Annotated in this window: 6 protein-coding genes; 3 read left to right on the plus strand and 3 right to left on the minus strand. The window is 63.0% G+C overall.

From position 1 onward, the window contains the following. Positions 1 to 1,704, plus strand: a 1,704-nt coding sequence (locus ABDJ38_RS16420) for a beta strand repeat-containing protein (protein ID WP_346786220.1), incomplete at its 5' end; no start/stop codon positions are given. A 20-nt stretch (positions 1,705 to 1,724) separates the two neighbouring features. On the opposite strand, the gene ABDJ38_RS16425 is transcribed toward ABDJ38_RS16420, so the two are convergent. Continuing rightward, positions 1,725 to 1,907: a type II toxin-antitoxin system RelE/ParE family toxin gene (locus ABDJ38_RS16425; RefSeq protein WP_346786221.1), complete on the minus strand. Its 183-nt coding sequence runs from the start codon at positions 1,905 to 1,907 to the stop codon at positions 1,725 to 1,727. A gap of 701 nt (positions 1,908 to 2,608) precedes the next feature. Between ABDJ38_RS16425 and ABDJ38_RS16430 the strand changes: the two genes are divergently transcribed. After that, positions 2,609 to 4,294 (plus strand): ShlB/FhaC/HecB family hemolysin secretion/activation protein, encoded by a 1,686-nt coding sequence (locus ABDJ38_RS16430; protein WP_346786222.1) that lies wholly within the window; start codon positions 2,609 to 2,611, stop codon positions 4,292 to 4,294. A 20-nt stretch (positions 4,295 to 4,314) separates the two neighbouring features. Then, positions 4,315 to 10,962 (plus strand): MBG domain-containing protein, encoded by a 6,648-nt coding sequence (locus tag ABDJ38_RS16435; RefSeq protein ID WP_346786223.1) that lies wholly within the window; start codon positions 4,315 to 4,317, stop codon positions 10,960 to 10,962. Positions 10,963 to 11,154: 192 nt separating this feature from the next. Here the strand turns inward: ABDJ38_RS16435 and ABDJ38_RS16440 are convergent, their stop codons facing one another. Together ABDJ38_RS16440 and ABDJ38_RS16445 are read right to left on the minus strand one after the other, a co-directional pair. After that, positions 11,155 to 12,288: a Fic family protein gene (locus tag ABDJ38_RS16440; RefSeq protein ID WP_346786224.1), complete on the minus strand. Its 1,134-nt coding sequence runs from the start codon at positions 12,286 to 12,288 to the stop codon at positions 11,155 to 11,157. A 441-nt stretch (positions 12,289 to 12,729) separates the two neighbouring features. Then, complete coding sequence (locus tag ABDJ38_RS16445) at positions 12,730 to 15,285, minus strand: M10 family metallopeptidase C-terminal domain-containing protein (RefSeq protein ID WP_346786225.1); 2,556 nt, start codon at positions 15,283 to 15,285, stop codon at positions 12,730 to 12,732. Positions 15,286 to 15,301: the final 16 nt, after the last annotated feature.

Consider the following 15,301-nt stretch of genomic DNA (forward strand, 5'->3'; position numbering starts at 1 on the left):
TCGGCGAGCAACCTTGCGAGCGGCGATACGCTGGCGTCGATCACCTCGGGCAGCGCGAGCTGGACGACGAGTGCTGGCAGCACCAGCGATATCGGCAGCTACGCAATCGAAGGAACGGGGCTGACGGCCAACTCGGGCAACTACAGCATCACTTTCGAGCAGGCGGCAGCCAATGCCACGGCGCTGACGATCACGCCGCGCGCGGCGGTGGTGACCTACACCGCAGACGCGTTGAGCAGCATCTACGGCGATACGCCGGGCACGGTGACCGGCGCCGCCTCGGTGAGCAACCTTGCGAGCGGCGATACGCTGGCGTCGATCACCTCGGGCAGCGCGAGCTGGACGACGAGTGCTGGCAGCACCAGCGATATCGGCAGCTACGCAATCGAAGGAACGGGGCTGTCGCTGAACTCGGGCAACTACAGCGTCACTTTCGAGCAGGCGGCAGCCAATGCCACGGCGCTGACGATCACGCCGCGCGCGGCGGTGGTGACCTATACGGCAGACGCGTTGAGCAGCATCTACGGCGATACGCCGGGCACGATGACCGGCGCCGCCTCGGCGAGCAACCTTGCGAGCGGCGATACGCTGGCGTCGATCACCTCGGGCAGCGCGAGCTGGACGACCGGCGCGACCAGCGCCAGCGATGCTGGCAGCTATGCAATCGAAGGATCGGGGCTGGCGGTGAACTCGGGTAACTACAGCATCACTTTCGACCAGGCGGCAGCCAATGCCACGGCGCTGACGATCACGCCGCGCGCGGCGGTGGTGACCTACACCGCAGACGCGTTGAGCAGCATCTACGGCGATGCGCCGGGCACGATGACCGGAACTGCCTCGGCGAGCAATCTTGTGGGCGGCGATACGCTGGCGTCGATCACCTCGGGCAGCGCGAGCTGGACGACCGGCGCGACCAGCGCCAGCGATGCTGGCAGCTATGCAATCGAAGGAACGGGGCTGACGGTGAGCTCGGGCAACTACAGCATCACTTTCGAGCAGGCGGCAGCCAATGCCACGGCGCTGACGATCACGCCGCGCGCGGCGGTGGTGACCTATACGGCAGACGCGTTGAGCAGCATCTACGGCGATGCACCGGGCACGATGACCGGCACTGCCTCGGCGAGCAATCTTGCGAGCGGCGATACGCTGGCGTCGATCACCTCGGGCAGCGCGAGCTGGACGACGAGTGCTGGCAGCACCAGCGATATCGGCAGCTACGCAATCGAAGGATCGGGGCTGTCGCTGAACTCGGGCAACTACAGCGTCACTTTCGAGCAGGCGGCAGCCAATGCCACGGCGCTGACGATCACCAGGCGCGCGCTGGTGGTTACGGCCAATGGTGTTGCCCGTAGCTTTGGTGCGGATAACCCGGCCTTGACTTACAGCGTTGGAGGCATGGGACTGGTCAATGGCGACACACTATCCGGCGTGCTCTCGACCGAGGCTGGCCCATCGAGCGAAATTGGCATCTATCCGATCCTGCAAGGCACGCTGTCGGCGAGCGACAACTATGTGCTGACCTACAATGGTGCCGACTTCAGGATTGTTGCCTGGCTTCCACCCGGAACCTCTGGCTGGCACATGTGGGATGCGATCCCCGTGACCGAGGCGCCGGAAATCGACGAACTTTGCACATCATCGTCGAGCGGTGGCGTATTGGGCGGGGGGTGCATCATTGCCCCGGGTGTGCCGATCCCGAACTGATCATCAGGCACCACCATCATCTATCGGCAGTTCACCTCGCCATCTGCCTCCGCGATACGAGGCTCGCCCATATGGAGCGTCGCTACACGCGACTCGATGCCATCTTTGATTTGCTGGGCTGCGACAGGATCGTGATCCGAGATATGGTCGATGATCGAGAGCAGGTCGGAAAGCGCAAGATGTGTCCATTCGGCCTCAGGCATCCCGCTTTCGATGGATGATAGCCTGCCCGATCCGATAGTGCGCGCCTCATCCGAACATCTTCCTGATAATATGTAATTTTGCGCTCAATACTTGGAGCGACGCATGGGCGGACAGGCTGGATTTGATTAACGGCCAGGGCAATAGGCGGCCCTCTGGCGCGCTGCACACCGGCATATGTGTGAACAGGGCCCTGTCCCATAGGGGCTCGCTGCTGGAGTGAGCTTTCCAAATAACGCTGCGCAATCAAGATCTTGATTGCCATGGCACGTCGAGTGCGCCTGTCTCTTTTCCCGGTCAGGAAAGCCGCAGATCTGCGGTTTTTTGCGCGCCACTACGCCAAAAGTAGCCGCCGCCTTCAACAGCTTCTTAACCAAAATTCCAATAGAGAGACCAAGCGAACGGGCCAGCAACGCCGATCGAGGGAATGACGATGAGCGTAACTAATGGTTAACTTAATCCTAGGGGGAACTACGTATATGGTAGGAAGTTCAGCCTCTAGCCCCCTGACATATTCGCGCTGAAAACACAGCAATAAATCACCTTCATTCGCGAGCATTTACTGTATGCGATACTTGCCTCACTAACAATTTTACATAGGTGTTACCGCGATAGGCAACTCATCGTGATAGCAAACATCCCCACCAGCAAGTAAGTATGGTGCGGATCCCATGTAATGCAAACAAAAGAACGGGTTCCACATATGCTATTTCGCAAAGAACTCCTGCTTGGGGTTGCGCTTGTCGCGTCTCCGGCATTTGCCCAGTCGGCCAGTCAGGTCGTCCCCGACAGCTATGCCCCGGTGGCGCAGCAGCCCGGTGGACCCGTCGTCATCCCGCAGGATATGCCCAGTCAGGTGCCCGAAGGCGCCGAGGACCTCGTCGTCACACTGAACGGTGTGCGCATCGAAGGCGCCGGGGTTGATCCTGCGCTCGTGGCCGCGCTCGAAGCAAAGCTGCTCGGCAAGCCGGTCAAGGTTGCCGCCATCTTCGCCGCCGCCCACGAGCTCGAACGCGCCTTCTCCGCCAGTGGCGAGGCGCTGACCCGCGTCGTCGTCCCGGCGCAGGACCTTGCCGATGGCGCCACCTTGCGCCTCGTCGTCGTCCAGGGCCGGATCGAGGCCGTCGACACCGAGGCCCTGCCGCGCGCCGTCAAGGGCAATGTCGCCGCCTATCTGCAGTCGCTCGTCGGCAAGCCCGGCGTGAAGATCAGCCAGATCGAGCGCAAGCTGCTGCTCGCCTCCGACCTGCCCGGCTTCACCATGCGCTCGACCCTCATTCCCGGCAGCAAGCCGGGCATGAGCATTCTTGCCGTCGAGGGCGACTATCGCCCCCTCGGCGCGCTCGTCGGCTTCAACAACCTGCAAAGCGACGGCCTTGGCCGCGAGGCGGTCTCGCTCGGCTTCGACCTTAACGGCATCGCCGGCTTGGGCGAGACGATCTACCTGCGCGCCTCGGGCGATCCTTCGGGCGACTACTTCGACAAGCGCCCGCGCAACCGCGTGCTGGCCGCGGGTGTCGTCGCGCCGCTCGGCAACGACGGCCTGTCGCTCAACATCGAAGGCATCGATGCGCGCACTGCGGGCAATGTTCCGATCAACCGCCCGCGCTTCGCCAGCCACTTCCGGCGTCTCTCCACGCGGCTGAGCTATCCCTTTATCCTCAGCCGGACCACCCGGCTCACCGGCTCGATCGCCTTCGATGTGGCCGAGGAGAACATCAACCTGATCGAGCCCTCGCAGATCGGCGTCTCGCGCGACCGCCTGCGGGTTGCGCGGCTTGGCGGCGACTTTGCCACGGCCTTTGCCAGCGGCGGCCGGATGACCGCCGCGATGGAGCTGTCCCAGGGCCTCAACATCCCCGGCGCGCGCAGTGCCGCCGATGCCACGCCGACCCTGCCGCTGTCACGCGCCGGAGCCGATGCCGACTTCACCGCCCTCAGCATTAGCGCCGGGCTCGACTGGCCCTTTGCCGAACACCTTTCCGGACGTCTGAGCGCCTCGGCCCAGACCAGCTTCGGCTATGCCCTGGTCAACTCGGAGAGCTTCGGCATCGCCCATGGCGACGCCATCTCGACGCTGTCGCAAGGCACGCTGCAGGGCGACACCGGCTATGCCGTGCGCGGCGAGCTGCAGGCCCCGTTCTCGTACACCACGCAGAACCTCTTTGTCGCGCCCTATGTGTTCGGGGCCAATGGCCGCGTCCTGCTCAAGCAATCGAGCGCGCTGGAACGGCGCGACACCACGGCATGGGCCTATGGCGCGGGTGTGCGCCTGGCGGGCAACCACACGGTCCGCTGGGGCCTCAACGCCGAATATGGCGCCGCCGAGGTTGATGGCATTCGGGGCGCGCCGGAACGCTTCTCGCTCTCCTTCCAGCTTTCCTACTAATTTCTTCGGAGCCACGCATCATGACCAAGTCGACCTTTATCGCCAAGTCGCTCCGCTCTGCAGTCCTGCTTGCGAGCACCGCCATCTCCACCGCCGCCATGGCCAACGACCTGCCCACGGGCGGGGAGGTGGCCGCCGGCTCGGTCACCATCGGCACGCCTTCGGCGGGCAGCATGGCGATCACCCAGAACAGCGACCGCGCGGTGGTGAACTGGACCAGCTTCTCGGTGGGCGAGGGCAACACGGTGAACATCGCGCAGCCCAATGCGCAGTCGGCGCTGCTGAACCGCGTCACCAGCGATGCCACCAGCGTCATCGCCGGGCAGATCAACGCCAACGGGCAGGTGTTCCTGATCAACCCCAACGGCATTGCGATCACCAAGACCGGCACGGTCAATGCGGCGGCCTTTACCGCCTCGACGCTCGATATCTCCGACCGCGACTTCATGGCCGGCCGCGATGCGATCACCGTTACCGCGCCTGCCAATGTGGAAGTGATGCGCCTGCGCGCTGGTCTGTCGGACCTGATGTCGCCCGACCTTGCCGATGGCACCTTGCTGGTGGCCGGGGTCGCGAAGATGGATGGCAGCGATCAGGCTGCGCTTGACCTCACCGGCGACGGCTTCCTGCGGCTCGGCCTGCCCACTGGCACAATCGACGTGGCAGGCACGATCAACGCCGACACCGTGGTGCTGACCGCGGGCACGGCGCGTGATGCGGCGCGCGGGGTGGTGAACATGAGCGGCGTGATCAACGCCACCGGTGTCGACACCAAGGGCGGCGTGGTCCGCCTGACGGGCGATGTGATCAACCTCACCGGCGCGCAGATCGACGCTTCGGGCACGCTGGGCGGCGGCTCGATCGAGATCGGCGGCGGCTATCAGGGCACGGGCGACCTTGCCCATGCCACCGATCTCAATGTCGATGCTGGCACGGTGATCCGCGCCGACGCCATCGAGCGCGGCGACGGCGGCGATGTCGTGCTGTGGTCTGACCACAAGACCGCCTTCGCCGGCACGATCACCGCGCGCGGCGGCGCGGCGGGCGGCGACGGCGGCGATGCGGAAGTCTCGGGCAAGGCGCTGCTCGCCTACGAGGGCTTCACCAACCTGCTCGCCCCCAAGGGCAAGACCGGTGACCTGCTGCTCGATCCGTATAACGTCAAGATCTCGGTCAATGCGGACAACAACAGCTCCGGTTTCACCGCCACCGGCGACGCCAGCGTGATCAATGTCGGCACGCTGACCACTGCGCTGGCCAGCGCCAATGTCACCGTTTCCACCGGCACAGGCGGATCGCACGATGGCAATATCGCCGTTGAATCCGCTATCAACTGGAACGCCGCGACAACGCTCGAATTGAGGGCGGCGAATCGTATCTACGTCAATGCCGGTATCACCAACTCAGCCGACAATGCTGGCGTGATCCTGCGTGCCGACGCAGACGGAAGCGGAAACGGATTTGTTTTCTTCTCCATTTTTCCTATCAACGGCAGCATCAACCTCAGCGGCGCGAACAGCACGGTCGATATCTACTACAATCCGACCGACAACAGTTACAACCCGACCGATTATACGACCCCGACGGACTTCAGTGGCAGTGTGACGGCCGGGACATTCAACGCCTGGATGCTGGTGAACACCCTGCAGGACCTGCAGGACATCAGCATCAACCTTAGCGGCAACTATGCCCTGTCGAAGAGTATCGACGCCAGCGATACGGTGAACTGGAACCAGGGCGCGGGCTTCGATCCAATTGGAGAGAACGGCACCGAATTCACCGGCAAGTTGGATGGTCAGAGCAATGCCATTTCCAACCTCACGATCAATCGCCCGGATGAGAATATCGTCGGCTTGTTCGGCTTTGCGCGTGACGCGACCATAGCCAATGTCGGGCTCGAAGGCGGAGCGATTACCGGCAATGGAAATGTCGGCGGGCTGGTGGGCGCCAGTAGCAACGGCACCATCAACAATGCCTATGTCACAGGCTCGGTCAGCGGCGGCAGTTCTGTCGGCGGCAGTTCTGTCGGCGGGCTGGTGGGCGCCATTAACAACGTCACCATCAACAATGCCTATGTCACAGGCTCGGTCAGCGGCGGCAGTTTTGTCGGCGGGCTGGTGGGCTCCGTGAACAACGGCACCATCAGCAATGCCTATGTCACAGGCTCAGTCAGCGGCGGCAGTTCTGTCGGCGGTCTGGTGGGCGCCAGTAGCAACGGCACCATCAGCAATGCCTATGTCACAGGCCCGGTCAGCGGCGGCAGTTTTGTCGGCGGGTTGATCGGCAACCAAATCAGCGGCGCCATCAGCAATGCCTATTGGGACAGCTATTCAACAGGGATCGCAGCGGCCTTCGGCAACGAAAGTGGGACGAGTAGCAATATCGTCGAAGTCACCAGCGACCCCTCGCAATCGGGCGCTGGCAACTATGCCTTCAACCAAAGCGCCTACGCTGTCTTCGACTTCACCAACGACTGGTTCATGATCAATGGCTCCACCCGGCCCTTCGGGCGCTGGGAGCACTCCTCCGAGATCACCAATTCGCACCAGTTGCAGCTGATGGCGATGGACCTTGCCACCAGCTACACGCTTGGCGCGGATATCGACCTGTCCGCAACCGGTGCGGTTACGGAAGGCGACCCCGCGAGCTATGCCGGAATGTGGACCAGCGCGGGTTGGTCGCCGGTTGGCGATTCCCTCGATCCTTTCACCGGGATATTCATCGGGCAGGGCCATGCTATCTCCGGCCTGACGATCAATCGGCCCAGCACCGACTACAATGCACTCTTCGGCAAAACCTCTGACGCGTGGATATCCAATGTTGGCCTGAACAACGTGTCGATCACCGGGCGCTGGAGGACCGGTAGTTTGGTCGGACAAGCCGTGCAGAACACACAGATCAGCGATGTCTATGCATCTGGCGCGGTGGAGGGGACATCCCCCCTTTTAACCGTAGTCGGTGGGTTGGTCGGGCAAATCTATGATTCGTCAATTGACAACGCCCACGCAAACGTGGCGGTGACTGGAGAGACAAACATCGGCGGGCTGGTCGGACAGATCGTCAGCAACGCCTCCTACCTAACCAACTCCTATGCGACCGGCTCGGTCTCTGGACAGTCGACGCTCGGCGGGTTGATCGGCCAACAAGACGGCGGCAACGTCGCCAATGTCTACGCCACCGGCTCGGTCTCTGGATCTGCCGATGTCGGCGGGCTGGTGGGCGACCAAGTCGGCGGCTACATCTTCAAGGCCTATTGGGACAGTTATTCAACAGGGCTTACAGCGGCCTTCGGCAGCGAAGGTGGGACGAATAGCGATATCGTCGAAGTCACCAGCGATCCTTCGCAATCGGGCGCTGGCAACTATGCCTTCAACCAAAGCACCTACGCTGTCTTCGACTTCACCAACGACTGGTTCATGATCGATGGCTCCACGCGACCGTTTGGCCGCTGGGAACACAGCACTGAGATCACCAACGCGTCCGAGTTGCAGCTGATGGTGATGGACCTTACCGCCAGCTACACGCTCGGCGCGGACATCGACCTGTCCGCAACCGGTGCGGCTACGGTAGGCGACCCCGCGAGCTATGCCGGGATGTGGAGCAGCGAGGGCTGGTGGCGGATTGGCGATACCGCCGAGCCTTTCACTGGGGAATTCAACGGGCAGGGTCATGTGATATCCGGCCTAACAATCGATCATCCGACATCGGACCGCATCGGCTTGTTCGGACTGGCCAATGGGGGGGCGATAACCAACGTCGGCCTCGAAAACGTTTCGATTGTAGGTAGATCGAATTTCGGCGGGCTCGTCGGATTGGCATCTGATCTCGAAATAAATAATGTCTATGTTACTGGCTCGGTATCGGGGGGCGGATATGCCGGCGGGCTGGTTGGACAGTCACTTGGTTCGACCCAGATAAGCCACAGCTATTCCACTGCGACCGTAGCAGCGGGAAGCGTCGCTGGTGGGCTGGTTGGTCTCATGCGAAATACTTCCAGTGTCAGCAACAGCTATGCGACTGGAGACGTATCGGGAGACCTGGCCATTGGCGGGCTGGTCGGTGCGGGCGCCGGTTCCTTCACGATCAGCAACAGCTATGCGGCAGGCAAGGTGACGGGGAATATGGAAGTCGGCGGGCTTATCGGCGGGGGTCGAGAAGGGACAGTCACCAACAGTTATTGGGACAGCTTTGCGACCACTCAGGACAACGCGCTTGGCAAGGTCGAAGACACTCCGATTACCGTCACCAGCACCGTTACTGCCGTGACCAGCGATCCGACCGAGTCGGATGCGGTCAACTATGCCTTGAAGGCCAGCGCCTGGGGCAACTTCCAGACGACCGGCAGCAGCGACATCGATACCGTGGGCGGCCAGGACAAGGTGTGGCGGATGTATGACGGCTACACCATGCCGTTGCTCAAAACCTTTATGACGCGGCTCGATGTCACGGTATCAGGCAGCAAGACGGTCACCTACAACGGGCAGGAACAGAGCCTGACCCCGACCCTCGAAACACCGACCGGCGCAAACGCGGCTCTCGTGAAAGGCTCGTCGCAGACAATTCGCGGCACCAATGCCGGGACCTATACTGCGGCTTCGGGTTTCTACTCGGAGCAGCAGGGCTACGACCTCGTGGTTTCGGGCTCGGGCGGCCTCACGATCAATCCCGCAGAGCTGACCGTTACCTATACCGCAGCGGCGGCCAGTCGCACCTATGGCGATGTCATTGCCACGTCCAGCGGAGGCTACGGGTCAAGCGGTGGGGGCAATGGCACGCTCAGCGGAACCTACACGGCAAGCGGTGCGGTCAATGGCGAGGATATCACTGGCCTCACAACCGGCACGGCCAGCTGGACCAGCACGGCGGATCAGACCACGGGTGTCGGCAAATATGCCATCACCGGCGGGGGGATTTCCAGCAACAGCGCCAACTACACGATCAAGGCAGTGCAGGCCGCAGCCAACGCAACGGCACTGACGATCAATCCCGCCGAGCTGACCGTTACCTATACCGCAGCGGCAGCCAGTCGCAGCTATGGAGATGCCAATGGCACGTTCAGCGGAACCTACGAGGCAAGCGGTGCGGTCAATGGCGAGGATATCACTGGCCTCACAACCGGCACGGCCAGCTGGACCAGCACGGCGGATCAGACCACGGGTGTCGGCAACTATGCCATCACCGGCGGGGGGATTTCCAGCAACAGCGCCAACTACACGGTCAAGGCAGCGCAGGCCGCAGGCAACGCAAACGCACTGACGATCACGAAACGGGCAATCACCGTGACGGCCGACGATCTCAGCCGCAGCTACGGCGAAGCCAACCCGGCGCTGACCTACAAGGTCGCCACCGGCAGCCTTGTCAACGGCGATACCCTGTCGGGCGCGCTGGCGACCGATGCCACTGCGACCTCCGATGTCGATACCTATGTGATCGACGCCTCGGCACTTGAAGCGGGCGGCAACTACGATCTCACCGTGAATAACGGCACGCTGACGATCACGAAACGGGCAATCACCGTGACGGCCGACGACCTCAGCCGCATCTACGGTGATGCCAATCCGGAGCTGACCTACAAGGTGACCACTGGCAGCCTCGTCAACGATGACGTGCTGTCGGGCACGCTGTCGACCGGTGCCGATGGGGCGTCGAATGTGGGTAGCTATGTGATCGACGCCTCGGCGCTTGAAGCGGGTGGCAACTACGATCTCACCGTGAATAACGGCACGCTGACGATCACCAAGCGCGCGCTGACCGTAACCTACACCGCCAAGGGTGCCACCAGCATCTACGGCGATGCTCCTGCGGAGGTGACCGGCGAGTTCAAGAGCGATGGGCTGGTGAACGGCGATGAGCTGACGGGCGCGGCAAGCTGGACCACCCAAGCCACTGGCACGAGCAGCGTCGGCAACTATGCCATCACCGGTGCGGGACTTGGCGCAAGCGACAACTACACGATCACGGCAGTGCAGGCCGATGCCAACGCAACGGCACTGACGATCACGAAACGTGCGATCACCGTGACGGCCGACGACCTCAGCCGCATCTACGGCGATGCCAATCCGGAGCTGACTTACAAGGTCACCACCGGCAGCCTCGTCAACGATGACACGCTGTCGGGCACGCTGTCGACCGGTGCCGGTGTGGCGTCGAATGTGGGTAGCTATGTGATCGACGCCTCGACGCTCGAAGCGGGCGAGAACTACGACCTCACCTTCGTCGACGGCACGCTGGTTATCACCCCGCGCAGCCTCACCGTCACCTACACGGCTGACAGCGCCAAGATCGACATGGGCGAAGATATGCCTGTCTTGACCGGCGGCGTGTCAAGCGAGGGCCTTGTCAACGGCGATGAGCTGACCGGAACGGCGAACTGGAGCACGACTGCCAATGCCGACAGTCAGATGGGCAGCTATGCCATCACCGGTTCGGGCATCGGGGCGAGCGACAACTACGAGCTGACCGAACAGCAGGCCGAGGGCAACGCGACCGCGCTCACTATCGCCCAGCCTGCCGCGCCGGTGCGGACCGGCCCCACTCCGGACATGACTGCAGGCATTCTCGTGAACAGCCAGGCACCGCAGGCAAGCATGAACGTGACGGCGAATTCGGGCTCGCAAGGCCGGTCGCTCGACTCGATCGAAACCTACTGCGAAGACGGCAGCTGCTAATCGTTCACGCGCCGCAAAGCCCTTCCCAGGGCCTGACAAGCAGAGCCGTATCGGGGCAGCCCCCGATACGGCTCTGCCGTTTGTATGCCGGTATGCAGCGCGCCAGAGGGTTGCCTGTTGCCCGGGGCCTTACTCAAATCCAGCCTGCCCGCCCACGCATCCCGACAGGCCTTGGAGGATCCGTGCATGAGCCTAGACCTTGAGCAGGTCGAGCAGCGGATCGAACGCGTAAAGCGCGGCCCGGCGCCCGGCGGCAGGCTCGATCGTGCGCAGCAGGCCCGCCTCTACCAAGCGGCGTGACAATGCCCGGGCAGAGGAGGCCGGAATGCCCGAGCGGTCCACGAAGCGGTCGTTGCGGAACACCGGGCTGGCGAACACGAAATCGAGCGCCTGATCGTGGAACTGCGAATTGAGCACCTCGCGAAAGCGCTCGCGCATGTCGCCGTGGAGGGCAAAGATCCGGTCCGAGGTCTCGATGTTGAGTGAGGCCTGCGCGTGCATCGCCTCAAGGAAGAACACGCACCAGCCCGACCAGTCGCCCTCGGCAGAAACGGCGCGCATTCGGGCGATATATTCGTCCTTGTGCGTCTCGAAGTAGCCCGAGACGAAAAAGTTGGGCTGGCCGATGATGCCGAGCTTCCACAGCATCAGCGTGATCAGCATCCGCCCGATCCGGCCGTTGCCGTCCTCGAACGGGTGCAGCGCCTCGAATTCCACATGGGCGAGGGCGGTGCGCAGCAGCGGGCGCATGGTGCCTGCGTTGATGAACTGCACCAGCTCCGCCATGGCGGGCTGCAAATGCTCGGGCGCGATGGGGACATAGGAGATTTTGCCCCGCTGGTTCTGCCCGATATAGTTCTGCTCGACCTTGTAGGCGCCGGGGTTTTTCCGGGCACCCCGGCCGAAAGAGAGCAATTGCTGATGCGCGGCCCGGATCAGGTGTTCGCTGATCGGCGCGCCGTCTTCCAGCGCTTGCTGCGCGCTGCGCAGGGCGCGCGAGTAAAGGTAGGTTTCGACGTCATCGTTGCGCGCTTCGCGATAGGGGTCGCTCGATCCCGCATCTTCCTCGGCCTCCAGGCGGTACAGTTCCTCGATGGTCGAGATCGTGCCTTCCATGCGCGAAGAGCTGACCGCATCCTGCCGCCGCAGCGGGGCGACGAACAGCTCGGCGTTGACCATGCCCGACATCTTCGCATCGTAGCGCGCCAAAGAGGCCGCCGCGTCTTCCAGCGGCCCGAGCAATGCCTCGTAATCGAGGGCAGGGGGAGGGAAGGCGCCGGTGTGATAATGGACGGCCTCCGACAGGTCGAACGGTTTGGCGATCATATAAGGGGCGATCCTGTCATCAACGGGGTTTGATGTTAGTCTATCGTTGGTAACAGAGTTTGACAACAGGATTGGGGTTTATTCTGTCGTCAAACCGGCTTGATGATAGAGAACTGCCGCCTGTGAGAGCAGGATGACATAGCATTGACCCACAAAGCCCTTCCCCTGTGGGGAAGGGTTGGGATGGGGGTTCCACGCCAGCCAGCGTCGAGCCCCCACCCCCAGCCCCTCCCCATGGGGAGGGGGGCAAGGTGGATCAGTAAGATTCCAGGGAATCGGGGCGGGCCAGGGCTGCAATAGCAGGATGATAATAAATGTTATGTTAAATTATCCCGTTCCTGCAGACAATCTGTACTGGGTTTGCCGCAAGAGCATAAGGGCAGAGGCCTAAGCGCGGACACGGTGCCCGCAGCTTTGCTCAGCGCCGCTGCCAGCACAAGCTCAGATAATCAGAAAATCCGCTGCGCTCAGGTCGTCCGGCCGGGTGGCGAGGTTCGCGAAGACCACGCCAGCGTCGCCTGCGCCGCTCGCGTCGTAGTGCAGGTCGCCGGTGGCCTGATCGTAGACGATCGTGCCGCCTTGCGGCGCATCGGCGTCGAGCCAGGCAAATTCACCCGCCAGATCGCTGAGGCCGGCCAGCGCGGCGAAAGCCTCGGTGCTTAGCGCGATCTTGTCGCTTTCCCCGGTGGAGAAATCGAGAATGCTGTCGATCGCCGTGGCATCGGGCGCGTGGAGGAAGCAGAAGCGATCGGAGCCTGCGCTGCCAGTCAGCATATTGGCCGCAGCATTGGCGACGATAACGTCGTTTCCTGCCCCGCCGATGGCATTTTCGATCACCGCGCCTTGCGCAACCGTATAGCCGCCGGAAATTCCCACATTGCCGGAGACGTAAAGCTTCGATGCAACCCCGCCGCTCAGCGGATAGGCATTGAGGTTGATCACGCAAGACGCCGTGCCGCCGAGGTTCGAAATCGTATCGGTCCCGCCCGCGTCCCAGATGCAGGTCCAGCCCGTGCCTGCTGCCTCTTGCCGGGGCAATTCATAGACATCATCCCCGGTGCGGTAGGACGTATTGGCGCCGTAAAGCTGCTGGATCGCCGCCACATCGAACACCATTGGCGTTTTCGTCAGGCCCCAGCTCTTGTCCGCCGCCGGCGGCTCCAGGTTCCATCCGAAGTTGTAGGCCATCACGCTCCACACGCTCTGGCTCAGATCGAAGTCGCCCAGCGCCTGCGCATCGCCTGCCGACACGCCGGGAAAGGTCGTCTGCGCCACGCCGTTTACCGTGGTGGAGAAGGTATGCCCCAGCCCCAGCCCATGGCCGATCTCGTGCACCAGCGTGTTGAACCCCAGCCCGCCGGGGGTGAGGTTCTGCCACGAGGCGGCCTGATAGTTGAACTGGCCAAGCTGGCTGAGGTTTACATCGGTGCCCGTGCCGTTGAGGTCACCGAACGGGATCGAGAACTCCGCCAGCGTGCTGGTCGTTGGCAGGGCCGAGGCTGGCACCTTTTTCAGCACGATATTCGCCTCTTGCGCGGTGTCGCCGTAATAGAGACCCTCGGCGAAGGTCAGGTTGGCCACGTTGCTATAGGTCTGCAGCGCGTCCCTTGCCGCCTGCTTTTCGGCCTCGGTCCAGGTGGTGGCCGTGGTGCCGGTGGCGAAGGCATAGGTGATGGTTCCGGAAGTCCATCCGGCCTCGCCCACCACCAGCGCATCGACATAGGCGCTGCCATAGCCCGATGGCGCGACGGAGGATGTGGTGACAGCCTGCGCGTTGATGGTCAGCACCTCTTCTGCTTGCGCGCTGTTGCCCGCAGCGTCGCGCACCACGGCTTCGAGAGAGACCTCGCCCAGCCCTAACGTTGCAAGCTCCGCATGAGTCAGCGCGAGCGACCAGCTGCCCTGCGCGTCGGCAGTCACCTCGCGGGTGAGCGCGCTGCCGATCTTCAGCGAAACCGTTTCGCCCGGCGCGCTGCTGCCATGGATGCTGGCCCCGCCCGGCTGCACCACCGGCGCGCCTGCCACCGAGGTATAGGCCGGGGTCACCACATTGCCCTGCCCGTCGATGGTGCTGGCGAAGGGATCGAGGAAGCCGGCGATGGTCGGCGCATCGGGCGGCACGACATCGACAAAGGTGCTCGGATCGTGCGTGGGAATCGCGCTGATGGCGACCGACGGATCGGCCCGCACAGCAGCGGCAGCATCGCTGGATCGCACCGCGCCATCGGCGAAGACCAGCAGATCGTTACGCGAACCGCCACTGGCGGCGACCCTGACCTCCTCTGTGATCCCGCCGATTTCGCGGGTGAGCGTCATCGTCCCGGTAACAGCTGACTTCGCGTAGTCGGCCCAGGTGCCGCGGAAATAGACGATGTCCACCCCGCCGCCGAGCGCGCTGGCATCCACCTGCGTTCCCTCGGCAATGTAGACCACATCGGTTCCGGCATTGCCGAGCACCTGAAACGCCACCCCCGGCTGCGTCAGCGCCACGGTTTCGCCAGCGGGATCGAACAGCGCCACCTTGACCAGTGCCGACAGCTCGGCATCGGGTGCCGCGGCCTTTGTCGGGGCAATCGACGTGTCGCCCGAGGGGACCGGGCTATTGGCCCCCTGTGCGGCGTGATTGAATGTATTGTACGCCGTTACCGAGCCATCGGAGAACACCAGTTCGTCGGGCGCGCGCGAGGAACTGGCACCCGCCAGCATGACCGTCTCGGCCTTGCCATCGGCTTCGCGCGTCAACACCAGCGTCGATGCGCTGGTGCTCACGGTGTAGTCTGAGAAGGCGCCCCCGAAATAGATCCGGTCCGCGCCCGATCCCGTGCTTAGCCAATAGGTAGCACCCGGCCGCACGAACAGCGTATCGACATAGGCGGAGCCGAGATACTGGATCTCCTGCCCATCGAGCGACAGCCCGCCATAGGGCATGGCGAAATCGAGAAAGCTATCATCGTCCCCGGCCACGCCAAGGACGATGTATTTCGACGAAATTGCCATGGCACACCACGCTGGC

It is taken from the genome of Aurantiacibacter flavus (assembly GCF_039710615.1).
Lineage (GTDB): Bacteria > Pseudomonadota > Alphaproteobacteria > Sphingomonadales > Sphingomonadaceae > Alteraurantiacibacter > Alteraurantiacibacter flavus.